This is a genomic window from Stenotrophomonas maltophilia group sp. RNC7 (genome assembly GCF_030910085.1).
Classification (GTDB): Bacteria; Pseudomonadota; Gammaproteobacteria; order Xanthomonadales; family Xanthomonadaceae; genus Stenotrophomonas; species Stenotrophomonas sepilia.
This window is the reverse complement of the sequence record NZ_JAVFVN010000626.1, coordinates 98566-121835: the sequence shown is the minus strand read 5'-3', so window position 1 is coordinate 121835 and position 23270 is coordinate 98566. Positions and strand designations below refer to the sequence as shown.

20 protein-coding genes are annotated in these 23270 nt (G+C 66.2%); 14 read left to right on the top strand and 6 right to left on the bottom strand.

From position 1 onward, the window contains the following. Positions 1-29: 29 nt before the first annotated feature. The 4 genes from RCF13_RS12560 to RCF13_RS12545 form a co-directional block, all read right to left on the bottom strand. Positions 30-410, bottom strand: a complete 381-nt coding sequence (locus tag RCF13_RS12560; RefSeq protein WP_049460780.1) for a hypothetical protein — start codon at positions 408-410, stop codon at positions 30-32. Between the two features lie 203 nt (positions 411-613). Then, the gene (gene infA / locus RCF13_RS12555) at positions 614-832 is read right to left on the bottom strand and encodes a translation initiation factor IF-1 (protein ID WP_005409596.1); all 219 of its coding nucleotides are present in this window, start codon (positions 830-832) and stop codon (positions 614-616) included. Between the two features lie 86 nt (positions 833-918). Beyond that, entirely contained in the window at positions 919-1659 is a 741-nt protein-coding gene (aat, locus tag RCF13_RS12550) for a leucyl/phenylalanyl-tRNA--protein transferase (RefSeq protein WP_049460792.1), read from the bottom strand. Between the two features lie 65 nt (positions 1660-1724). Then, the gene (locus tag RCF13_RS12545) at positions 1725-2849 is read right to left on the bottom strand and encodes a GNAT family N-acetyltransferase (protein ID WP_049460779.1); all 1125 of its coding nucleotides are present in this window, start codon (positions 2847-2849) and stop codon (positions 1725-1727) included. Positions 2850-3040: 191 nt separating this feature from the next. Between RCF13_RS12545 and RCF13_RS12540 the strand changes: the two genes are divergently transcribed. Continuing rightward, on the top strand, positions 3041-4549 hold the full coding sequence (locus RCF13_RS12540) for an N-acetylmuramoyl-L-alanine amidase (protein ID WP_053092856.1): 1509 nt from the start codon (positions 3041-3043) through the stop codon (positions 4547-4549). A 99-nt stretch (positions 4550-4648) separates the two neighbouring features. Here RCF13_RS12540 and trxB read toward each other — a convergent pair whose 3' ends face one another. Beyond that, positions 4649-5620 carry a thioredoxin-disulfide reductase gene (gene trxB / locus RCF13_RS12535; RefSeq protein ID WP_005416486.1) on the bottom strand — a complete coding sequence of 324 codons (972 nt, stop codon included), beginning with the start codon at positions 5618-5620 and terminating at the stop codon, positions 4649-4651. Positions 5621-5853: 233 nt separating this feature from the next. Between trxB and RCF13_RS12530 the strand changes: the two genes are divergently transcribed. From RCF13_RS12530 to RCF13_RS12510, 5 genes are all read left to right on the top strand, one after another. Then, positions 5854-8214 carry a DNA translocase FtsK gene (locus RCF13_RS12530; protein ID WP_076738922.1) on the top strand — a complete coding sequence of 787 codons (2361 nt, stop codon included), beginning with the start codon at positions 5854-5856 and terminating at the stop codon, positions 8212-8214. Positions 8215-8253: 39 nt separating this feature from the next. Beyond that, positions 8254-10197: a DUF3857 domain-containing protein gene (locus RCF13_RS12525; protein ID WP_099562509.1), complete on the top strand. Its 1944-nt coding sequence runs from the start codon at positions 8254-8256 to the stop codon at positions 10195-10197. 111 nt (positions 10198-10308) lie between these two features. Next, the gene (lolA, locus tag RCF13_RS12520; RefSeq protein ID WP_005413289.1) at positions 10309-10947 is read left to right on the top strand and encodes an outer membrane lipoprotein chaperone LolA; all 639 of its coding nucleotides are present in this window, start codon (positions 10309-10311) and stop codon (positions 10945-10947) included. A gap of 364 nt (positions 10948-11311) precedes the next feature. Beyond that, a complete protein-coding gene (locus RCF13_RS12515; RefSeq protein WP_224481979.1) occupies positions 11312-12610 on the top strand; it encodes a replication-associated recombination protein A in 1299 nt (432 codons plus the stop codon). 144 nt (positions 12611-12754) lie between these two features. Then, the gene (locus tag RCF13_RS12510) at positions 12755-13144 is read left to right on the top strand and encodes a DUF805 domain-containing protein (protein WP_308141221.1); all 390 of its coding nucleotides are present in this window, start codon (positions 12755-12757) and stop codon (positions 13142-13144) included. Between the two features lie 73 nt (positions 13145-13217). On the opposite strand, the gene RCF13_RS12505 is transcribed toward RCF13_RS12510, so the two are convergent. Beyond that, entirely contained in the window at positions 13218-13592 is a 375-nt protein-coding gene (locus RCF13_RS12505) for a hypothetical protein (RefSeq protein WP_043033556.1), read from the bottom strand. Positions 13593-13912: 320 nt separating this feature from the next. On the opposite strand from RCF13_RS12505, the gene RCF13_RS12500 reads away from it, so the two are divergent. The 8 genes from RCF13_RS12500 (at position 13913) to RCF13_RS12465 (ending at position 23182) form a co-directional block, all read left to right on the top strand. Continuing rightward, entirely contained in the window at positions 13913-14941 is a 1029-nt protein-coding gene (locus RCF13_RS12500; RefSeq protein WP_059034410.1) for an alpha/beta hydrolase-fold protein, read from the top strand. Between the two features lie 122 nt (positions 14942-15063). Next, a complete protein-coding gene (locus RCF13_RS12495) occupies positions 15064-16440 on the top strand; it encodes an ATP-binding protein (protein ID WP_076738925.1) in 1377 nt (458 codons plus the stop codon). Between the two features lie 51 nt (positions 16441-16491). Further along, a complete protein-coding gene (locus RCF13_RS12490) occupies positions 16492-17541 on the top strand; it encodes an ABC transporter substrate-binding protein (protein ID WP_060380375.1) in 1050 nt (349 codons plus the stop codon). Then, on the top strand, positions 17538-18581 hold the full coding sequence (locus tag RCF13_RS12485) for an iron ABC transporter permease (RefSeq protein WP_076738926.1): 1044 nt from the start codon (positions 17538-17540) through the stop codon (positions 18579-18581). Before RCF13_RS12490 ends, RCF13_RS12485 begins: the two co-directional genes overlap by 4 nt. Then, positions 18578-19339 carry a heme ABC transporter ATP-binding protein gene (locus tag RCF13_RS12480; protein ID WP_076738927.1) on the top strand — a complete coding sequence of 254 codons (762 nt, stop codon included), beginning with the start codon at positions 18578-18580 and terminating at the stop codon, positions 19337-19339. Before RCF13_RS12485 ends, RCF13_RS12480 begins: the two co-directional genes overlap by 4 nt. Positions 19340-19403: 64 nt before the next feature. Continuing rightward, positions 19404-20153 (top strand): hypothetical protein, encoded by a 750-nt coding sequence (locus RCF13_RS12475; protein WP_076738928.1) that lies wholly within the window; start codon positions 19404-19406, stop codon positions 20151-20153. A 468-nt stretch (positions 20154-20621) separates the two neighbouring features. Continuing rightward, positions 20622-22658 carry an elongation factor G gene (gene fusA / locus RCF13_RS12470; protein WP_060380914.1) on the top strand — a complete coding sequence of 679 codons (2037 nt, stop codon included), beginning with the start codon at positions 20622-20624 and terminating at the stop codon, positions 22656-22658. A gap of 251 nt (positions 22659-22909) precedes the next feature. Continuing rightward, positions 22910-23182 carry a hypothetical protein gene (locus RCF13_RS12465; RefSeq protein WP_005409616.1) on the top strand — a complete coding sequence of 91 codons (273 nt, stop codon included), beginning with the start codon at positions 22910-22912 and terminating at the stop codon, positions 23180-23182. Positions 23183-23270 lie beyond the last annotated feature (88 nt).

Here is a 23270-nt window from a genome sequence, read left to right as displayed (position 1 = left end):
GGCTTCGGCCGCCCTTGTTGTACGCGACGTCAGCGGCTGCGCTGGCGGGCTTTCTTCTTGAAGGTGGCCTCGTCAACTGGTTCGATCTGCGACACGATGCAGCGGCTGGAATCGGTGTTCAGCTGGCTGCGGCCGGCAGCGCACAGCAGACCCTGCTGGCCGTCCGTAGCGAAGCTCAGTTTCCGCGAGTAGCCTGCCGCCGAGCAGTCGTCCTGGAAATGCACGACGTAGTGGTCCTGGCCATTGCGCAGCAGGATGTTGCGCGAGGCGCCGGCGCGCACCAGTTGCTGGTCGCTGCCCAGCTGGACGCAGTCACTGGAGGTGGAAAGAGTGTCGGCGGCGTGCACGGGCGCTGCGCTGGCGGACACGGCAAGGGCGACGAGCAGAGCGGTCAGCGGGAGCATGTTCATGGCGGGGCAGGGGGGTGGCGGTCCGGACTGGACCGGGTCCCACGATGCTGCTATGGATGCAGATGCGAATCTGCCGCAAGCAGGGCTGACCGACGTCACGGTGAGTTCGGTCACGATGACCTCCGGCAGGGCCGGATTGCAGGCATGACAAAAGGCCAGCAACCAGGGCTGGCCTTGTCGAAGTGGCGCAGCGCGCCGACCGCTTACTTCATGCGGTAGGTGATACGACCCTTGGTCAGGTCGTACGGGGTCATTTCAACCTTGACCCGGTCACCGGTGAGGATGCGGATGTAGTTCTTGCGCATGCGGCCGGAGATGTGGGCGATGATTTCGTGCCCATTTTCCAGACGAACGCGGAAAGTGGTGTTCGGCAGCGTCTCGCTGACGGTGCCCTCGAACTCGATGGAATCGTCTTTCGACATGTAGTCCTGTGCGGTTCAGAAAACGGCCACGCTGGGCCTAAGGCGCGGTATTTTACGCGTGACCGGCCCAGCTTGCAAAGTTTGTGTTAACCGCCGGCCAAATGCCGGGCTGGCAAGCGTCCGACGGCCTGTGTCCACGAGCCTTCACGGCTGTCACGGCGCACGGCCTGGCGCACGTGCTGCAGGAATTCCGCGCGCGGCAGGTGTTCGGCGCCCATCCGCAGCAGGTGCGGATTTTCCACCTGGGCGTCGATCAGCTCCCAACCCCAGCCGTGAAGCGTGGACGCCAGTGCCGCCAGCGCGATCTTGGAACCACCGCTGGCGCCACTGAACATGCTCTCGCCGAAGAACATTGACCCGATGGCTACCCCGTAGATGCCGCCGACCAGCGACTGACGGTCCCAGACTTCGAAGGAATGGGCGAAGCCGAGGTCGTGCAACTGGCTGTAGGCCTCGACCATGGCCGGGCTGATCCAGGTGCCGTCCTGGCCGGGCCGAGGTGCCGCCGCACAGGCGCGCATCACCTGGCTGAAGGCGGTGTCCGCGCTGACCTCCCATGTACTGCTGCGCAGCTGGCGGCGGAAGCGGCTGGACAGGTGCACGCCGTCGGTGCGGAACACCATGCGCGGATCAGGCGACCACCACAGGATCGGCTCGCCCTCGCTGAACCACGGAAAGATGCCGCCTGCGTAGGCGTTGAGCAGACGCGCTGGATGCAGGTCACCACCCACCGCGAGCAGGCCGTCGGGCTGGCGCAGGGCGGTCTCGGCAGGAGGGAAGGGAGCGTCCGGCGCATCGGCCAGGCGCCAGGGCAGCTGGCGGGTCATGCCGGCATTGTAGTCGTCGCGGCCCCGCGCGAATGCCGTGGTAGATGCCAACGCTGGTTGGCTGGTCACCCGTCCGCGCGAAATGGGCTGTGCCCCAACAGCTCCTGCCGGTACCGCCGCACATCGCGCCGCTCCTGCCGGCACCACTCCTGCAGCGCCTCGGCGAAATCCGCGTCGGCCACCCAGTGCCGGCTGCGTACCAGCGTCGGCAGGAAGCCTCGCGCCAGTTTGTGCTCGCCCTGTGCGCCCGGCTCGAAACGGCTCAGCCCTTCGCGCAGGCAGTATTCGATGCCCTGGTAGTAGCAGGCTTCGAAATGCAGGCCGGGCAATGTGGCGCCACCCCAGTAGCGACCGTACAGCGTGTCACCACCGCGCAGGCAAAGTGCGCCGGCGATTGGCTGGCCTTCCTGCTCGGCCAGGAACAGCACCAGCCCACGTCCCAATGAAATGGCCAGATGGCGCAGGAAAGCCTCGGTCAGCGCCGGGGCATTGCCGTACTCAAGGAAGGTCTGCAGGTAGAAGCGATACATCGCCTGCAGGTCGGCGCGGCTGGCCTCGTCGCCATGCACCACGCGGAACGTGATGCCCTGGCGGGTGACCTTGGCCCGTTCCTGGCGGATGTTCTTGCGGTGCTTGTGGTTCATCGCGCCGAGGAACTGGTCGAATGTCGCCCAGTCACCCGGGTTCTGCCACTGGAACTGCACGTCCTCGCGCAGCAGCCAGTCATCGCCGAACAGCGCCTCGTCCGCTGCGGTGTGGAAATTGATATGGGCCGATGACACCTCCAGTGCTGGCAGTGCATCACGCAACACCGAAAGCAACGCGGTGCGATCTGAATCGTGACGGGCCAGCAGGCGCGGCCCGGTGACCGGCGAGTACGGCACCGCGCCCAGCCACTTCGGGTAGTAGTCGCGGCCATGGCGGGCATAGGCGTTGGCCCAGGCATGGTCGAACACGAATTCGCCGTGGGAGTTGGTCTTCAGGTAGCCCGGAATGGCGCCGATCAGGCGCTCGCCCTCCCACAGCGTGAAGTGCCGGGGCTGCCAGCCCCAGTCCTCGCGCAGGCAGCCGTGCTGTTCCAGGCCTGAGAGGAAGGCGTGGCTGACGAACGGGTTCTGGCCGTCGTGCAGGGCGTCCCAGTCCGTGGCGGGAATGGACTGCAGGGAGTCGAGGAAGCGGGGGGAGGGCATGGTTGGCAAGGATAGGCCAGGTGGATCACGAATGGTGTTGGCGGGGCTGGGTTGGTTTGTTTCGGTTGGAGGTGAGGAAAATTTGAATTCTCCATCCGTGTGCGCTGGGTTGCGGAATGCCTGAATTCGAAAGGACAGAGTGAGCTGCGCCGCTGGAGCGGTGCATTCACGCTTTGCATGGAGTAGCCAAAATGAACCAGAAGCTTCGCCTTGGATCCCTTTCTGTTCTGCTGTCTCTTGTGGGCGGCGGACTGTTGATCAGCCCCGCGCAGGCCGTTGACGCTCCTCGTGCGGTGGAGCAGGACACTGGGCTCGACATCCTCTTGACCCAGAAGGCGCGCGACATTCTGGAGCGCGTTCGTCTTGTGGATGGCCAGGCGCGCAGTCGCCGGGTTGAGGTATCAGCAGATATCGCCAACGGTGTAGTGACCGTGGCGCTGGAGCGGGTCTTCCTTCCTGCCGATTACGGGCCGTCGTTCGAGGATCAGCGAAGCGAGATCAGTTTTGGACTACTGCATTGGGCCGAGCGGGCGGCTCCGTTCAGTCGTGTCGTTTTTCTGTATGACGGGAAAGAGATCGAATACTACTTTCCTGAGATAAAGGCTGCGGACGATGCGGCGCGGGAAGCGGGGGAAGCGCTGCGGCGGACGCGTGGAACGCCTGGGTCCGGGATGGCGTTTGTCGCAGCCGGGCATGGGTATTTCTACAGCTACAAGGACAACCGGTGGGTGACCTCAAGGGATGAATGGAATGGCGTCTCGGAGGGGCTCTTGACTCCGTCGTACGCCGCGGACCTGAAGGCGATGATCGAGCAAAGGAGCCAAATGCCTGTCATCCGCCCGCGCGTTCAGATCACGGGAACGACTCATCCTCCGAGTGGTGAGGAGTGGTGGACCATAGCTGCGCGCTACGCGATTGCCGAGCAGTATCCGGCCGAGACAAAGATATGGAACACGTACGCAGGCAGTACGCTTTGGGATCGGGAGGAGCGTGAAGACATCAACAGTCGGCCGCTTCTCGCAAACCACCACGGAGCTGAGGTGGCGATTCATCTGCACAGCAATGGAGAACCCTCGGGGGCCGCGCGCGGTACTCGTGTGATCGTGCAACCTGGTAGGCCGATGGATGCTGCTCTTGCAGAGAGTGTCCTGTGCTCGATGAAGGAGCTGATCCACTCGCTACCTGAGTATGCGGCATTCACCGTGGCTCCCGCTCCGCACGCGCTGGACAAGGGGGAGAACCGAGAGGCGCACATGCCATCGATCATCGTAGAGACGGCGTTTCACACGAATCCGGATGATGCCAAGGCGCTGCAGGACCCCGTCTTCCGCTTGGCGTCGATGAAAGGGGTGGAGAAGGGCTATCGCCTGTGGGCATCAGGAAAGACCTGCGAGCCCCTGGCATTGCATCCGGTGCCGGATACCGACGTGCCGATCCAAGCGGCCCGGGACATTGAACTTGGATATGCCGGGAATCCCCAGTATCCGGTGTCGGTTGAGCTCTCGCTGGCGTCCTGTTCGGAGGAAGGTGCGTGCACTCCATCGGCGACGACGTTCGATGACCCTGCCAAACCGCTGACCATCAATCTCGCCTGCAATGGCCCAGACCCGGGTGTCGCGCGCTGGAGTGCTGTACTGCGCGACGCGGATGGCGTTGCCACGGCACCGGTCGAGTTCTCGCAGGCGTGCGTACGGGCGTGAGGGCAGGCTTCGGTCTGCCAGGCATGGCCTGGCACTACTGAAAGCACAAAGGCCGGCGCTCTCGCGCCGGCCTTTGGTCGGGGTCGAGCATGGCTCGACTCAGCTGGCCTTGCCCTGTGCGTCCAGGTAGCGCTCGGCGTCCAGTGCGGCCATGCAGCCGAAGCCGGCCGAGGTGATCGCCTGGCGGTAGTGCTGGTCGGCTACGTCGCCGGCGGCGAACACGCCTTCCACCGAGGTCTGGGTGGCGTTGCCGCCCAGGCCCGAGCGGATTTCCAGGTAGCCGTTGTTCATCGCCAGCTGGCCGTCGAACAGGGTCGTGTTCGGATGGTGGCCGATGGCCACGAAGAAACCGTGTGCGTCGATGTCGCGGGTGCTGCCGTCCAGGGTGGACTTCACGCGAACGCCGGTCACGCCGGCATCGTTGCCCAGCACTTCCTCCACCTGGTGGTGCCAGACGGTCTCGATCTTGCCTTCGGCGACCTTCCTGAACAGCTTGTCCTGCATGATCTTCTCCGCCTTCAGGGTGTCGCGGCGGTGGACCAGGTAGACCTTGCGGGCGATGTTGGACAGGTACAGCGCCTCTTCGACGGCGGTGTTGCCGCCGCCGACCACGACCACGTCCTGGTCGCGGTAGAAGAAGCCGTCACAGGTGGCGCAGGCGGAGACGCCGCGGCCCTTGAAGGTCTCTTCGGTCGGGATGCCCAGGTACTTGGCGGTGGCGCCAGTGGCGATGATCAGTGCGTCGCAGGTGTACTCGTGACTGTCGCCGATCAGCTTGAACGGGCGCTGCGACAGGTCGGCGGTGTGGATATGGTCGAAGATGACCTCGGTCTCGAAGCGCTCGGCGTGCGCCTGCATGCGCGCCATCAGGTCCGGGCCCATCAGGCCGTGGGCGTCACCCGGCCAGTTGTCCACCTCGGTGGTGGTCATCAGCTGGCCACCCTGCTGCAGGCCGGTGATGACGACCGGCTTCAGGTTGGCACGGGCGGCGTAGACGGCGGCGGTCCAACCGGCCGGGCCGGAACCGAGGATGACGAGGCGCTGGTGGCGGGAGGGCAGGCTGGTGCTCATGTAAACTCGCGAAAAGGTAGATGGGACAAGGCGCTGGCGATGTTTGCGCAGCATCCATGGCTGCTCATAGAGTGGCGGCTGGGGCAGGGCGATTCAAGCCGATGAACAGAACGCCGTCATCCAGCGGTGGTTCCGGGCCTCGGATTGCCTTGCCGGACGTCGCATAACTGAAAACTGACGCCGTCTCATTTATTATCAATCACTAACAGCGCATTCCAAAGGTATGGTCTAAGGTGGCGAAGCAGGTCCCTGAACGCTCCAAGTCGGACGACAGCAAGGCGTCACGTCGCACGGCCGCGGCGGCGACGACCGACAATCCACGCCGCCAGCGCCTCTGGCGCGATCTGGGCCTGATCGCCATCGCGCCGGCCCTGCTGTATCTGGCGGCCAGTCTGTTCACCTATTCAGCCACGGATCCGGGCTGGTCGCATACCGGCAGCGTGGTCGCGCCGGTGCATAACCTCGGCGGCCGCGCCGGGGCCTGGATTGCCGACGTGCTGCTGCAGCTGTTCGGCTACATCGCTTTCCTGTTGCCGGTGGTGCTCGGCGCACTGGCGTGGATCGCCATGTTCGGCCTCAAGCGCGAGAGCAAGGGCGAGAACGATCTGGACCCGGCGCTGCGCCTGGTCGGTCTGGTCGGTTTCCTGATCGCCGGCACCGGCTTCCTGCACGTGCGCCTGTTCAGTGGCGATGTCGCCAGTGCCGGCGGCATTCTCGGCAAGCTGGTGGGCAATTCGCTCACGGTGGGCTTCGGTGCGCTGGGCGCCAACCTGTTCGTGCTGGTATTGCTGCTGGCCTCGATCACCCTGGCCACCGGGCTGTCCTGGTTCACGGTGATGGAGAAGATCGGCCGTGGCGTAATGTCGCTGGCACCGCTGCTGGAGCGCAAGAAGGAAGAAGTCAGCGAGTGGAAGCAGACCCGGGTGATGCGCGAGGAGCGCCAGGAAGTGCGCAAGGCCGACGCCGAGGTGCGCGCCAAGCGCGAGCCGGTAAAGATCGAACCGCGCCCTGAGCCGGTGATCGAGAAGAGTGATCGCGCCAAGCGCGATACCCAGATTCCGATGTTCCGTGGCGTCAACGGCGATGGTTCCGACCTGCCGCCGCTGGCGCTGCTGGATGATCCCAAGCCACAGCCGAAGGGCTACGACGAAGAGACACTGGAGACCCTGTCGCGGCAGATCGAGTTCAAGCTGAAGGACTTCCGCATCGATGCGCAGGTGGTCGGCGCCAATCCCGGCCCGGTCATCACCCGCTTCGAGATCGAGCCGGCACCGGGCATCAAGGTCAGCCAGATCAGTTCGCTGGACAAGGACATCGCGCGCGGCTTGTCGGTGAAGTCGGTGCGCGTGGTCGACGTCATTCCGGGCAAGTCGGTGATCGGCCTGGAAATCCCCAACGTCACCCGCGAGATGATCTTCCTGTCCGAGCTGCTGCGCTCGAAGGAATATGACAAGTCGGCCAGTGTGCTGACCCTGGCGCTGGGCAAGGACATCGCCGGTCGCCCGACCGTGGCCGACCTGGCACGCATGCCCCATCTACTGGTGGCCGGTACCACCGGTTCGGGCAAGTCGGTGGCGGTCAACGCGATGGTGCTGAGCCTCTTGTTCAAGGCCTCGCCGAAAGACCTGCGGATGCTGATGATCGACCCGAAGATGCTCGAACTGAGCGTCTACCAGGGCATCCCGCACCTGCTGGCACCTGTGGTCACCGACATGAAGGAGGCCGCCAACGGCCTGCGCTGGTGCGTGGCCGAGATGGAGCGCCGCTACAAGCTGATGAGCGCAGTGGGCGTGCGCAACCTGGCCGGCTTCAACAAGAAGGTGAAGGAAGCCCAGGACGCAGGACAGCCGCTGATGGACCCGCTGTTCAAGCCGAACCCGGAGCTGGGCGAGGCGCCGCGCCCGCTGGAAACGCTGCCGTTCATCGTCATCTTCATCGACGAATTCGCCGACATGATGATGATCGTCGGCAAGAAGGTGGAAGAGCTGATCGCGCGCCTGGCACAGAAGGCGCGTGCGGCCGGCATCCACCTGATCCTGGCCACGCAGCGCCCGTCGGTGGACGTGATCACCGGCCTGATCAAGGCCAACATCCCGACCCGTATCGCCTTCCAGGTCAGCTCCAAGATCGACTCGCGCACCATCCTCGACCAGTCCGGCGCGGAAACACTGCTGGGCCACGGCGACATGCTGTACCTGCCGCCGGGCACCGCGCTGCCCGAGCGCGTGCATGGTGCGTTCGTGTCCGACGATGAAGTGCATCGCGTGGTCGAGCACCTCAAGGCGATGGGCCCTGCCGACTATGTCGACGGCGTGCTGGACGAAGTGCAGACGATGGGCGACGGCGTGGTCGTCGGCGCCACCGGCCTGCCCGAGAACAGTTCGTCCGGCGACGAGTCCGACCCGTTGTATGACGAAGCGCTGCGGGTGGTCACCGAGACCCGCCGTGCATCGATTTCCGGCGTGCAGCGCCGGCTGAAGATCGGCTACAACCGTGCAGCGCGACTGATCGAGGCCATGGAAGCGGCCGGCGTGGTCAGCCCGCCCGAGCACAACGGCGACCGCACGGTGCTGGCACCGCCGCCGCCGAAGTAGGACCCGACGTATCCCCCACGACGTCCAAGGAACCGACGCATGCTTCACCCCGTACCAAGCGCGCTGGCACTGGCGCTGGCAGCCTTCCTGGCTGCCGGCCCGGCACTGGCAGACACCGCCACCTCCGCGCCCGCCACGGCGCCGCCTTCCACCAGCGGCGATACCGAAGCCAGCAATAACTTCAGCATTGTCCGTTACCGCGCCGACTACCAGGTGCGGCCGGATGCCGGCAATGTGCAGACCGAAACCTACGAAGTGCTGCTCAAGACCAAGGCCTCGGTCGAGCAGTTCAGCCAGGTGCGGCTGAGCTACAGCGAGAAGATGGAAACCCTGGAGGTGCTTGGCGCCTACACCATCACCGCCGACGGCCAGCGCCGTGACGTGCCGGCCGACCGCATCTACACCCAGGAAAGCTACTCCAGCGCCTCGGCGGCGATGTATGCCGACCGCAAGGTGCGGGTGATCGTGTTTCCGAACCTGGCCCCGGGCACCCGCCTGTACTACCAGGTGCGCCGCACCCAGGCCACGCCGCACTTCCCGGGCTATTTCGGCCTGTGGGAGACCTTCAATGTGTTCACCGAGTACGAGGACGCCGAAGTCACCCTGAGTGCGCCGGCCAACCTGCCGATGTTCATCGACAGCCGCGGCGTGCAGGGCAGCGATCGGCCGACGGTGAAGAATGGCCAGGCGCAGTGGCGCTGGCGCTACCAGCGTCGCGAGGCGATGTCGGCGCAGAACTGGTCGGCGGCGGGCTGGGAGTTCGGTCCGAACATCATGGCCAGTACCTATCGTGACTGGTCGCAGATGGGTCGCGCCTACCAGCTCAAGGCGGGCCCGGCGGCTGAGGTGACCCCGGCGCTGCAGGCGTTGGCTGATGAGATCACCGCGGGTATCAGCGACCGCCGCGAGCAGGCTGATGCGCTGTATCGCTGGGTTGCGCAGAACATCCGCTACGTGGCGGTGTACCTGGGCAATGGCGGGCTGGAGCCGAACAGCGCGCAGAGCATCCTCGACAACCACTATGGTGACTGCAAGGACCATGTGACGATCCTGGAGGCGCTGCTGGCAGCCAAGGGCATCGCCAGCTCGCCGGTGCTGATCGGCGCCGGCGGCGGCCCGACGCTGCCGAAGATTCCGGTGCTGGGCCGCTTCAACCACGCCATCACCTACATTCCCGAGTTTGATCTGTACCTGGATTCGACCACCGCGTGGGCGCGCTTCGGTCAGCTGCCGGAAGGTGATCTGGGTGCGCCGGTGATGCGTACCCGCGACGCCACGCTGGCACGCACCCCGGCCAACACGCCGGAGCGTAACGCCACCTCGATGGAAGTACGTTTCACCTTCGACGCCAACGGCAACCTGCGTGGAGAGACCATTCCGAAGCTGGGCGAGAACGCCGAGATCGGCATGCGCGCCCAGTTCTCCCAGCTCAACGCGCAGAACCGTGCGCGCGCTGAAGAGCAGATCATGGCCGCCTCCGGTTTCGATGGGCGAGGGCAGCTGCAGATCCAGGGCGTGCCGGTCGATCTGACCCGGCCGTTTGGCTATCGCATGGCGTTCCAGGCCGAGGACTACGCCGACTTCAGCGTGGCCGGCGGCATGGCCGTGCCGGACCCGCCGGGTGGCGAGTCGGTGCGTGGCTTGTACGCCACCGCCTCGGCGCCGGCCAACGAGACACCGTTCTACTGCAATGCCAGCCTGCGCGAGGAAACCTATCGCCTGCAGTTCCCGGCCAATGCGCCGATCATCGCCATCCCGGCCAGCCAGCGTTTCGCCAATGCCGCCGGCGAGTACCGGGTGGACTGGAGTCGCGAGGGTCAGGAGGTGATCGTGCACCACCGCTTGCAGCAGAATGCAGTGCGTGGGCCAGAGGCGTTGTGCCAGCCGCAGGACTATCCGGCGTTCCGCGCGCTGTATCGCGAAGTGCGGCGTGGCTTCCGCGGCCAGGTGCTGTACGGCAAGCTGCCGGGATCCGGTGGCTGAATCGCCGATGGACGTTCAGGGCGGCATAATGTCGCCCTGATCGCCCATTCATCTTTCCCCGGGCACACTGGCAACCACCTTTCCTGGCGCCCGCGCCCACAGGATTCCCGCATGAACTTCCGCTTCCGCCGTTTCCTTGCCACCACCACCCTGGCCGTGGCCTGCGCCGCCGCCGGCAGCGCCTGGGCTGGCGCCCGCGATGACCTGAAGACCTTCACCAGCGGCCTGAAGGGCCTGGATGGCCAGTTCAGCCAGCAGGTGTTCGACAGCCGCGGCAAGGTGAAGGAATCGACCAGTGGTCGCGTGGCCCTGTCGGCGCCGCGCCTGTTCCGTTGGGAATACGTGCGCCCGCACGAACAGCTGATCGTGGCCGACGGCAAGAAGGTCTGGATGTACGAGCCGGACCTGGAGCAGGCCACCGTGCGCGAGCAGGGCAAGGAAGAGCAGAACAGCCCGCTGACCGCGCTGATCAACCCGGCGCTGCTGGAGCAGCAGTACGACGTCAGCGAAGAGGCCGCGCAGCGCGACGGCCTGCAGTGGCTGTCGCTGTCGCCGAAGCGCGAGACCGAAGCCAGTTTCCAGTACGCCGCGCTGGGCTTCAACGCCCAAGGCCTGGCCAAGATGGAAATCACCGATGCGGTTGGCCAGCGTACCGTGATCAGCTTCAGTGGCTGGAAGCGCAATCCGGGCTTCGCGGCCGGCACCTTCAGCTTCACCCCGCCGAAGGGCACCGACGTCATCGGTAATTGATGGCGGACGCCGGGCATGGCCTGGCCCTACCTGCTCGGGTGGGTGCCAACCGGCACCGCCTTGGTGGGTGTCAACCTTGGTTGACATGCTTTTGATCTGCCGGCCAGCGGCCGGCACTACCGAATCCTGTGGCCCGGCGCCAACTGCTCTGGTGGGTGCCAACCGGCACCGCCTTGGTGGGTGTCAACCTTGGTTGACACGCTGTTGATCTGCCGGCCAGCGGCCGGCACTACCAGACATCGCGTCCCGCCCGCCGGGCACGGCCCGGCGCTACCGTTGGGCGGCGCGGTACAATGACCGGGTGCCAAGACATCGCTCCACTTCATTCCCCGGACCCGATCTGCTGAGCGTCGATCGGGAACACATGCGCCCGCTGGCCGAGCGCATGCGCCCCCGCACCCTGGATGAAATGGTCGGGCAGAAGCGCCTGCTGGCGCCGGACAGTGCGCTGCGCCGCGCGGTCGAATCCGGTCGCGTGCATTCGATGATCCTGTGGGGGCCGCCGGGCTGCGGCAAGACCACGCTGGCGCTGCTGCTGGCCGAGTACGCTGATGCGGAATTCCGCGCCATCTCTGCCGTGCTGTCCGGCCTGCCGGAGGTGCGCCAGGTGCTGGCCGAGGCCGCGCAACGCTTCGCCGAAGGCCGCCGCACCGTGCTGTTCGTGGATGAGGTGCACCGCTTCAACAAGGCGCAGCAGGATGCGTTCCTGCCGCATATCGAGCGCGGCACCATCCTGTTCGTCGGTGCCACCACCGAGAATCCATCCTTCGAGCTGAATTCGGCGCTGCTGTCGCGTTGCCGCGTGCATGTGCTGGAAGGCGTTTCGCCGACCGACATCGTCGAGGCGCTGGAACGTGCGCTGGGCGACCGCGAACGCGGCCTGGGCGAGGAGGGCATCGAGGTCGCTCCCGAACTGCTGCTGGAAATCGCCACCGCCGCCGATGGCGACGTGCGCCGTGCGTTGACCCTGCTGGAAATCGCCGCCGAGCTGGCGGGCGGGGAGGGCGGTCGCATCACGCCGCAGACCCTGACCCAGGTGCTGGCCGATCGTACCCGCCGCTTCGACAAGGGCGGCGAGCAGTTCTACGACCAGATCTCGGCGCTGCACAAATCCGTGCGCAGCTCCAACCCGGACGCCGCGCTGTACTGGCTGACCCGCATGCTCGATGGCGGCTGCGATCCGTCTTACCTGGCGCGCCGGCTGACCCGCATGGCCATCGAGGATATCGGCCTGGCCGACCCGCGTGCGCAGAGCATGGCGCTGGAAGCGTGGGACATCTATGAGCGACTGGGCAGTCCGGAGGGCGAACTCGCGTTCGCCCAGCTGGTGCTGTACCTGGCCAGCACCGCCAAGTCGAACGCCGGCTATGCGGCCTTCAACCAGGCCAAGGCCGACGTGCGCGAGAGTGGTACCGAAGAAGTGCCGCTGCACCTGCGCAATGCGCCGACCAAGCTGATGAAGGAACTGGGCTACGGCGCCGAGTACCAGTATGACCACGATGCGGAGGGTGGCATCGCGCTCGACCAGACCGGTTTCCCGGATGCGATGGGCGAACGGGTGTACTACAACCCGGTGCCGCGCGGGTTGGAAATCAAGTTGAAGGAAAAGCTGGATCGTTTGCGCGCCGAGCGCGAGGCTGCGCGCGCCGCGAAGGGCCGCTGACCCGGTTCATGTGGCGTCGAGCCATGCTCGACTGCTTTTCGCAGCACTTCACGGCTCCCGACAGCCGAGCATGGCTTGGCTCTACATTGTCCTGCACGCGTTCATTTGGCACACTGCGCGGCTACTTTTTCAAGGATCGATGCCGTGCAGGAAATGATTCTGCCGTTGAAGCGCAACGCCCAGTTCGAGGGTCGCGCGAACCGCCGCGAGTACTGGATGTACCAGCTGTTCCTGTTCCTGGTCGCAACGGCAGTGATGCTGCTGGCCGGCGTGCTGGCGATCCTCCTGCGCAACAGTGCCGAAGCGCTGGCCGGCATCCTGATCGGCATGGTGGTGCTGCTGTGTGTGATGTGGCTGGCCACGATCGTGCCGCTGATCGCAGTGACCGTACGCCGCCTGCATGACTGCAACCAGTCGGGCTGGCTGTTCCTGCTGGCGCTGGTACCGGGTGGCGGGATCGTGATCATGATCTTCTCGCTGCTGCCGGGCACGCCGCAGGAGAACGTGTATGGTCCGGTGCCTACGGGGCCGTGATGATGCATGAGTCGAGCATGGCTCGACGCTACAGAGGCAAAGAAATGAAGCCGGCATTTTGCCGGCTTCATCTTTACTTGATGGTGCAATCGCCGAAGGACAGGTAATCGGTGCCCGAGCTGAACTGCAGCGTGCAGCTGGCGGTGAAGGTCGCGCCTTCTTCCAGTGCGCCCAGCTTGGCCGCCTGCTGTTCGTCGTCGCTGGTCAGCCGGGCCAGGACATTGCCCTGGTCATCGCCGGCCTCGATCAGCGGCTCGCCCGCCAGGTTGCTGGAAACGCTCAGTGCTACGGCAGTGAATGTCACCGTCTGGTTGAGTTGGTCCATGCCCAGTGACGAATTGCCGGCCTCTTCAAAGGCCTGGTAGAGCGTTGGCAGGTCCTGTGCGGCATGGGCGGCCAGCGGTGCGAGCAGGCCAAGGGAAAGGACGATCAGGGTGGTGCGCTTCAAGGCGTTCTCGCAGTCACGGGATCCATTCCCGTGGGTGGTGGTCAGTAGATCCACGCCATGCGTGGATAGGTTTGGCAAGGACAGGGCGCGGCCGATGGCTCGATCACCCATCCATCCGCAGCCCTGCGAGGGTAGGGCGCTCCTGCGCCCCGCTGCCGGGCAAAATAGTGGATTCAGTGTTTCCGGTGCAACCGGGAAAATGAACGTATCGCGCGCGTGATACACAGTGTGACGTTTGATCGATGTGATAATCATTCGCGTTTAAGGTAGACTGCGGTCCCCTATGAACCGGCGGCCATTGGTCGCTCCTGCCGCCGCTGATGATGCATTTCGTCCCGCCTTCGCGCCGTGGTCCGCTGGCCCGCGGCCTGGCCGCCTTGATGATGGGTCTGCTCCTGGCCACCCCGTACGCCCATGCGCAGCAGCGCAATCCGCTGCAGAAGATCGGCCATACCGTACTCGACGAGCCGGCGGCCAGCTATCGCTTCGAGCATTTCGTGGTGGACAGTCCCGACCAGCAACGCCGCTGGCGGGTGAACCTGGCGATTCCGGCCAAGGCCGGCAAGACGCCATCCCCGGTGCTCTACGCGCTGGACGGCAATGCCGTCGCCATGGTGCTGGACCAGCCGCTGCTGGCCGAACTGGCCGCGCGCAAGGCGCCGCCGGTGCTGGTGCTGATCGGCTACGACAATGACCTGCGCATCGATTCCAAGGCGCGCACCCGCGACTACACCGCGTGGATCGACCGCGCCGACGATGAGAGCGGTACGACCCAGGCGGTCGGCGGTGGTGCTGCGGCCTTCCTGGATGTGATCGAACGCCGCATCAAGCCGGAAGTCGAGCGTCGCGCACGCATCGATACGCAGCAGCAAGCGCTGTGGGGCCACTCGCTGGGTGGGTTGTTCGTGCTCAATGCGCTGTACACCCGTCCCGCCGCCTTCCAGTCCTATCTGGCGGCCAGTCCCTCGCTGTGGTGGAGCCAGGGCGCGGCGCTGGGTGATCCGGAACAGCAGTTCGTGCAGAACGTGCATGGCCAGCCGGCAAAGCTCTGGTTGATGCTGGGCGGTGCCGAGCGTGTTGGCGATCGTGGCAAGCGTGACATGAGCAACCCACGGGTGGTCGCGCACCTGCGCCGCATCGGTGGCGCCACGCCGGATGCGGCGATGCAGTTGTCAGAACGGTTGGCCAAGGTGCCGGGCATGAGCGTGCAGTACCGCGAGTTCCCGGGGCTGGGACACGGCCCGATGCTGCCGGCCTCGTTCCATGCCGCGCTGCATGAACTGTACGGCGTGACCGACCGCAGCGCCGGTGACGGTGCCCCCACGGGTGGTGACAACGCCGCCGAGTGAATCCCTTCGCACGCGATGCCGTGCGACCCCACTACCCAGGCGAGGCTGCCGGCGTGCAGCGGCCCAGGCAACCGATGAATCCCGCGTCACGTGGCGCGGCCTACGTGTGCAAGGAGCCTTCCATGTCGTTCCGTCCGTCATTCCGTCTCACCTCTCTCGCCGCCGGCCTGTTGCTGGCGGTGACCGCCACCGCGCAGCCGGTGTTCGACCAGCCGGCCAACGCCACCTTCAAGGGTGAAGTCGTCTCACGCGGTGAGAACGTGGTTCCCGGCAGCACTGCCGACGTGGTCGGCCGTGGGTTCGTGCCGGGCCAGAAGGTCAGCCTGCTGCGCGGTGACAGCGTGCTCAACGCGCAGCCGCTGGTGGTCGACGCGGATGGCAACTTCAAGGCCCAGTTGAGCATTCCGGCCGACGCGGTGCCGGGCACCCATCCGGTGGTGGTGCGCGCCAGCCAACCGGCTGCGGCCACCGTGCTGAAGCTGCGCGTTTCGCCGCAGCTGCCGCTGTCCGGCCAGGCGCAGTTCGCCACCCAGTCCAACAAGCTGGTGCCGGGCCTGTACCAGTCCGCCTACAGCGCCGCCAGCAACGCAGTGTTCGTGACCTCGGCGGTGGGTCGCCCGCCGGTGACCCAGTCGCAGCTGCTGAAGCTGGACCCGAAGTCGCTGAAGGTGACCAAGGCGATCACCCCGGCGCAAGTGCCGGGCAGCACCAATGGCGCGGTGTACGCGGTCTACGGCGTGGGCGTGGATGACGCCAACGGCAATGTCTGGGTCACCAACACCCGCCAGAACTCCATCGCGGTCTATCGCCAGAAGGACCTGTCGCTGGTCCATCAGTTCCCGGTCGATGCCGTGCCGCACGCGCGCGACGTGGTGGTCGACGGCACGCGCGGCAAGGTGTTCGCTTCTGCCACCGGCGAGGACCACCTGTCGGTGTTCGATGCGAAGACCTTCAAGGAACTGCCGCAGGTGACGCTGGAATCCGGCGTGGACGACGGCAAGTTCACCCCGATGAGCCTGGTGCTGGATGAGAAGGGCGGCAAGCTGTTCACCGTCAGCATCGGCACCCCGGAAGCGGCGGTGATCGATGTGGCCAGCGGCAAGGTCGAGAAGGTCATCGATCTGGGCAATTCGATCAGTGCCTCGGGCGTGGCCTACGACGCGGCACGCAACCGCCTGTACGTGGCCTCGCAGGGCACCGACAACCTGCTGATCGTCGACGTGGCCGCCGGCAAGGTGCTGCACGATGTGCCGGTCGGCGCCGGCGCGCTGAACGTCGCCTTCGATGATGCCTCCGGCCTCGCCTACGTCAGCAACCGTGGCGCTGGCACGGTCACCGTGGTGAACGGTGACGGCAAGGTGGTCGCCAATCTTGATGGCGGCACGCTGCCGAACCACGTCCGCGCCGATGGCAAGGGCAACGTGTTCGCGGTGAACAAGTCGCGCGGCGCTGAAGACCCGAAGGGTGACCGCATCACCCGCATCACCCCGAAGCAGTAAGTCACAGGGCAGGGTGGCGTGCGCGTCGCCCTGCCAGCAAGGAGAATGTGCATGAACATCGCGTCCCGTCTGCGCCTGTGTGCGCTTCCGTTCGCTGTTTCGCTGGCGTTGGCTGCCTGTGGCGGCTCGTCGGCTCCCTCTGATGCCAATACGCCTGCCGAGTCGCCCGCAGCAACGGCGGCCGCTGCGGAAACCGTGCTGCCGGTAGGCTGGCAGCGCGTGGCAGGAGCCGAAATGCCGGCCGTGCACGGCCAGAAGGCGGTGCTGCCGGCCAAGGTGCATTCCGATGATGGCGCCGATATCGAAGTGGCCGACACCAGCCGGATCATCGCCGGTGGCGACGACGTCATCGCGGTGATCGAAGCACTGGGGCTGGGCAAGCAGGTATTTGCCGCGCCGACCAACACCACCACCCAGGCCGGCCTGGCCGCGCCGCACCAGTTCCTGTTCAACCGAACCACTGGCGTGGAGGGCGTGCTGAGCCTGCAGGGCTCGCTGTTCCTCGGCAACAGCCTGCGCCGCCATACCGAACTGGCCAAGAAGCTGCGCGAAGTGGGCGAGCCGGCGGTGGTCATCGATGACCTGCAGCCGGCGCCGGACAAGGTGCGCAAGGTCGCCGCTGCACTAGGGCTGGCCGAGGCAGGGCAAGCACTGGCCACGCAGGTGCAGCGTCAGCTCGACGAGGCTGCAGCGATTGGCAAGGGCCTGGGCCATGCGCCACGACTGATCCACGTGTCGGCCACCGGCGCTGGCGGCTCACCGACTGTTGCCGGTGCCGACAGCGCCTCGGCGCAGCTGATCGCGCTGGCTGGCGGCGTCAACATCGGCACCGAGGCGGGGGTGAAGAACTACTCGCAGCTGAGCAATGAAGGCGTGGTCGCCGCAGCGCCGGAGGTGATCCTGGTGACCGAGCATGACCTGCAGCTGTTCGGCGGTGCCGAGGGCCTGTGGAAGGCGTACCCGACGCTGAAGCAGACCCCGGCCGGGCAGGCCAATCGGGTTTGGGTGATGCCGGACGTGCAGCTGAAGTACACCAGTGTCGGTTCCGGTGCGGGCGCGCTGGCGCTGGCCAAGGCCCTGGCGGCGTTGCCGAAGGCATGAGTCCAGCGGATCGGCGCCGCCGTCGCGGGCGGACGATGTTGCTGGTGGCGTTGCTGGCACTGCTGGGTGCGGTGCTGGCCTCGTTCGCCGTGGGCCCGCTGCGGCTGCCGCCGCTGGAGGTGATGCAGGCGTTGGCGGTGAAGCTGGGGCTGCTCGATCCGCAGGCGGTCAGCGGCCGCGACCTGGCCGTGGTCTGGCAGCTGCGCATTCCGCGTGCCCTGTTGGGCGCGATGGTCGGCGCGTCATTGGCGATGGCCGGCGCCAGCCTGCAGGGCCTGTTCGGCAATCCGCTGGCCGACCCCGGCATCGTCGGTGTCAGCCAGGGTGCTGCGCTGGGTGCAGTCGCAGCCATTGTTCTCGGCGCTGCGGGCGCAGCCGGTTGGCTGGTGCCTGTAGCGGCATTCGCCGGCGGTGCGCTGGCGATCGGCCTGACCTACGCGCTGGCGCGACCCGGCAAAGGCAGTGGCAATGCCACGCTGCTGCTGGTCGGCATCGCGATGGCCGCGTTCTGCTCGGCGCTGATCGGTTTCCTCACCTACATCGCCAGCGAAAGCGAACTGCAGTCGCTGGTGTTCTGGCAGATGGGCTCGCTGGCGCGTGCCAACTGGGCCGATGTGGCGGCGGTGGTGCCCCTGTTTGCCATCGGCGTGTTCGCGTTGCAGCGGTTGGCCACGCCGCTGGACATGCTGGCGCTGGGCGAACGCCAGGCGCAGCACCTCGGGCTGGACGTGACCCGCACGCGGCGTCGCCTGGTGGCGTTCAGTGCGCTGCTGGTGGGCGCGGCGGTGGCCTTTGCCGGTTCGATCAGTTTCGTTGGCCTGGTGGTGCCGCACGTGGCGCGCCTGCTGGTCGGCCCCGGGCATCGCTGGCTGCTGCCGTTGTCCGGCCTGCTGGGCGCGCTGCTGATCGTGGTGGCCGACACCGCGGCCCGCACGCTCGATCCGCCGGCGGAGATTCCGCTGGGCTTGTTCTCGGCCGCGCTGGGCGCGCCGTTCTTCCTCTGGCTGGTGCTGCAGCAGCGCCGCAAGGCGGCGCCATGAGCGTACTGCTGAAGCTGCACGAGGTGGTGGTGCGCCGCCAGCAGCGCGAGATCCTGCATGGCATCTCGCTCGCGTTCGAGCCGGGTACGGTGACCGCGCTGGTTGGCCCGAACGGCGCAGGCAAGTCCACCTTGCTGGCGGTAGCGGCCGGCGACCTGCGCGCCGATGCGGGCGAGGTGAGCCTGTTGGGCAAACCGCTGGCCAGCTACAAGGCCGGGCCGCTGGCGCGCGAGCGCGCGGTAATGCCGCAGGAGCACGGCGTTCGTTTCGCCTTCAGCGTAGAGGAGGTGGTGGCGATGGGCCGGTTGCCACACCCGCCGGACCCGGTCACGGACGAAGCCCGGGTGGAAGCGGCCATCGATGCCGCCGAACTGCAGGCGCTGCGCCTGCGCGAGGTGCAGCAGCTGTCCGGTGGCGAGTCCGCCCGCACCACGTTCGCGCGTGTGCTGGCGCAGGATACGCCGCTGCTGCTGCTCGATGAGCCGACCGCCGCGCTGGACCTGCGCCACCAGGAGCGCACATTGCGTAGCGTGCGTGCCAGTGCCGAAGCTGGTGCGTGCGTGATCGTGGTGCTGCACGATCTGAACCTGGCGGCTGGCTACGCCGATCGCATCGTGCTGCTGGAACAGGGCAGGGTGGCGGCCGATGGCACGCCGCTGCAGGTGCTGACCGAAGACAACCTGCAGCGGGTCTACCAGCAGGATGTGGTGGTGCTGGAGCACCCAAGGCGCGGGGTGCCGCTGGTGGTGGTGACCTGAGCGAGGGCCCGCCAGGTTGCTCCGGGTATCATGATTGCTTCGTCTTCTTCAATGGACTGATGCCATGTTCCGCACCGTTACCTGCAGCGTGCTGCTCGCGGCAATGATTGCTTCCGCTTGCGCTGCCAATGCGGCTTCGACCTCTCAGGTTTCGCTGACCGACGCGGCCGAGAACGCCTCGCTGATCGAGACCCGACATTCCAATAGCGACGGTGCCGCTGTGACGTCGATGAAGACGCAGTACTTCGCCAACGAGGAAATGTCGGTGAGCTGGGACGACCAGCAGGTGCTGGTGCTGTGCAGGGAGACGGCGTACCTGAAGATTCCTGCGACCAAGCTCAAGGCCGGTGCGTTGACCTCCGAACAGCGGCAGATGATCGTCTATCAGGCGCTGATGTCAGGCCTGGGGGCTGTCGCGGGCGTCATCGGGCCGGCCGGCGAGGTGGTGGCCGTGGCCGATGACGGCAGCGAGACCCGCAGCGTTGGCGAAAGCAGCTGGGCGTATGGTGTTGAGCGATACGAGGTGATCACCCAGCGGCTGCCGGACGGTGCACTTCGGGTCCGGACCCACAAGACGGAAACCGTGAATACCACGCCTCCGGCGGGCCCGGACGACATGTTCAGTACCGAGGACGATCAGGCGGCACGCCTGTCCGAGCTGGCGCCGGTGGGGAGCTGGACCGAAGTGCTGATCCAAGGTGGCGCACGGCTGCCGCACATGGACCCGGCGACGTCGCTGAAGGGGTGGATCTCGATGGGCGACGACCAGGCGGCGACCGTGGGTGAGGCGCGCAAGCTGCACGACTGCAAGTAGGACATGGCAGGGGCAGAGCCCTTTGCTTTGGGCAAAGGGATCCGACCCCGATGTCGGTCGGCCTCATCGTTCTATTATTGTGTGCAATATTCACTTGCGCGCCAGATTGGCAGGTCTAGAATGCGCCCCATGAACCGGATGCCGCTCCTGAAGTTTTTCACCCTGACCCGCGCAAGCGCGGAACGGGCGTGTCTGCCTGGAGCCCCACGAGGCCGTTGAAGCGGTCATCGCTGGACCTTCGACAGAGCGCCCTCCGGGGCGCTCTTTTTGTTTTTGTTTCTCATTAGTCGACTAACAGTCGACTCTACCCAGTCGACGCTACCCAGTCGACGCTACCTACTCGACTCTACCCAGTACTGCGAAGGAGAACGTGCCATGCACCAGATCGCCGAGACCGAACGCTAGCCGCGCACCCTGTCGCCAACCGGGGTGTGCGGCCCCTGAAGTTGGCTTTGCAGGAACCTCTTTATGAACACCCACGTCCTTTCCCGCCGTCGCAACCTCGGCATCATTGCCCACATCGACGCCGGCAAGACCACGCTGACCGAACGCCTGCTGTGGAAAAGCGGCGAGATCCACCGCGTCGGCGAAGTGCACGACGGCAATGCGACCACCGATTTCTCGGCGATCGAGCGCGAACGCGGCATCACCATCGGCGCTGCCGCCGTGCAGGCGCAGTGGGCGCCACGTGACCTGCCGTCGCATCGGCTGACCCTGATCGACACCCCCGGCCATATCGACTTCGCCATCGAAGTCGAACGTTCACTGCGCGTGCTCGACGGTGCCGTGGCCGTGTTCTCGGCCGTGGACGGCGTGCAGCCGCAGTCCGAGACGGTATGGCGCCAGGCGCGTCGCCATCGCGTGCCGCTGATCGCCTTCGTCAACAAGATGGACCGCGTCGGTGCTTCGTTCGAGCGCGTGCTGGAGCAGCTGCAGGACAAACTGCAGGCGCGACCGTGGGCGTTGGGCGTGCCGTTGGGCAGCGAAAGCGGCTTCAATGGCTGGGTCGACCTGGTCGATGAGCGCGTGCTGCAGTGGCAGGATGGCGCCGCAACCACGGTGGCCCCGTGGGACGACGCGGCACGCGCGCAGTGGCAGGCTCAGCGCGATGCGCTGGTCGAGGCCGTGGCCGATCACGATGAACAACTGGCCGATGCCTGGCTGGAAGGTCGCGTGATCGATGCCGAACAGCTGCGCGCGGCGATCCGCCGGGCGACGCTGGCGGGTGCGGGCGTGCCCGTGCTGGCCGGTGCTGCGTTCAAGGACAAGGGTATCGAGACGCTGCTCGATGCCGTGGTCGATTACCTGCCGTCGCCGCTGGATCGCCCTGCCGTGACCGCCGAAAGCGAGAGCGGCGAGGTGGTGCTGCCGCCGGATCCGGACGGTCCGCTGGCGGGCCTGCTGTTCAAGATCACCCACCAGCAACACGGCGCGCTGAGCTTCGTGCGGCTGTACTCGGGGACCTTGAAGGTGGGCGACGCGGTGGCCAGCTCGCAGCACCCACAGGGACGGCGTGTCAGCCGGCTGGTGCGGGTGCAGGCCGACCAGACCCACGACATCGAGCAGGCCGTGGCCGGTGACATTGTCGCGGTGCTGGGCTGGAAGGATGCGGTCAGTGGCGAAACGCTGAGCGGCCGTGCGCAGCCGCTGCGCCTGGAGAACATCCAGGCCCAGGCGCCGGTGCTGGCGTGGCGCCTGGAGCCGGCGCGTGCGGCCGACCTGATCAGGATGGCGCAGGGCCTGGCCAGCTTGGCCCAGGAAGATCCGTCGTTCCGCGTCGAAACCGATCGCGACACGGCGGAAACCCTGGTCTGGGGCATGGGCGAGCTGCACCTGGAGGTGATGGTCGAGCGCCTGCGCAGCGAATGGAAGGTCGACGTGGGCGTAGGTGCGCCACGCGTGGCCTACCAGGAGACGCCGCTGCGTGCGATGACCGGCGTCGTCGGGCGGCTGGTCAAGCAGACCGGTGGCCAGGGCCAGTTCGCGCACGTGGTGCTGGATGTGTCGCCGCGCGAGGATGACAAGGTGGTGTTCAACGACCGCATCGTCGGTGGCGTGGTGCCGCGCAGCTTCATCGCTGCGGTGGAGAAGGGCGTACGTGCCGCGCTGTCGGAAGGGCCGCAGGGTCATCCGGTGGTCGGCATCGAGGTCAGTCTTGTCGATGGCCAGACCCATGCCAAGGACTCTTCGGAGATGGCGTTCCATCGCGCGGGTGCCGAGGCGATCAAGGCCGCGCTGGCTGAAGGTGGCACGCAGTTGCTGGAACCGGTGATGGCGGTGACGGTGCATTCGCCATCGGCGTCGGTGGGCGATGTGGTCGGCGACCTCAACCGGCGCCACGGTCGCATCGCCCGCATCGAGGACCAGGACGGTCGCGCTGAGGTCAGTGGTTTTGCGCCATTGGCGCAGCTGGTGGGTTACACCACGTCGTTGCGTTCGCTCAGCCAGGGGCGGGCGAGTAGCGAGGCGCACCTGCACGGCTACGAGCCGGTACGCGCTGCATGAGGAAAGGTGGGGGGAGCCCGTTCGCGGGCGCCCCTTTTTTGTGTTCGGGGCGCGCATCCACGCATGGCGTGATCTACAGGGCGATCGGGTCGCGAGCTCTGCAGTAGATCCACGCCATGCGTGGATGGGGCCCTCGGGATGCGATTTTTTTGCATTGCATCGCAACAAAACTGCAGAAAAAGCTGGATTAAAGTGATGCCTCACGATAAATTGCGCACCCCCCGTTGCTCGCCGCCGCCCGCACCCTTCTCATGCGTGATGACAAAGACCCCGGAACCCTGGAGCTGACCCTGCCGCGAAAGCGCGGCCGTCCGCCCAAGTTCGGGTACGCCATGAGTGACGCGCAACGGGCCGCGCGCTACCGCGCGCGCCGGGCAGGGCAGGCCAACCACGCGGATGTGCGCTCCTGTTCGGACATGGTGCTGCTGGACAAGATCCGCGCAGCGGTCAGCGCGCGTGACACCGAACTGGCCGGTTTCCTGGTCCATGTGCTCTGGCAGCGGTACCCCCTGCAGCTGAAATAGGCCGACGATGGGGTGGCCGTTGTCATCGAGCTTGTTGATAATGCGGGATTCAGGTTGTTCCCGCTGGCGCGCCCGGGATGGCAGGCGC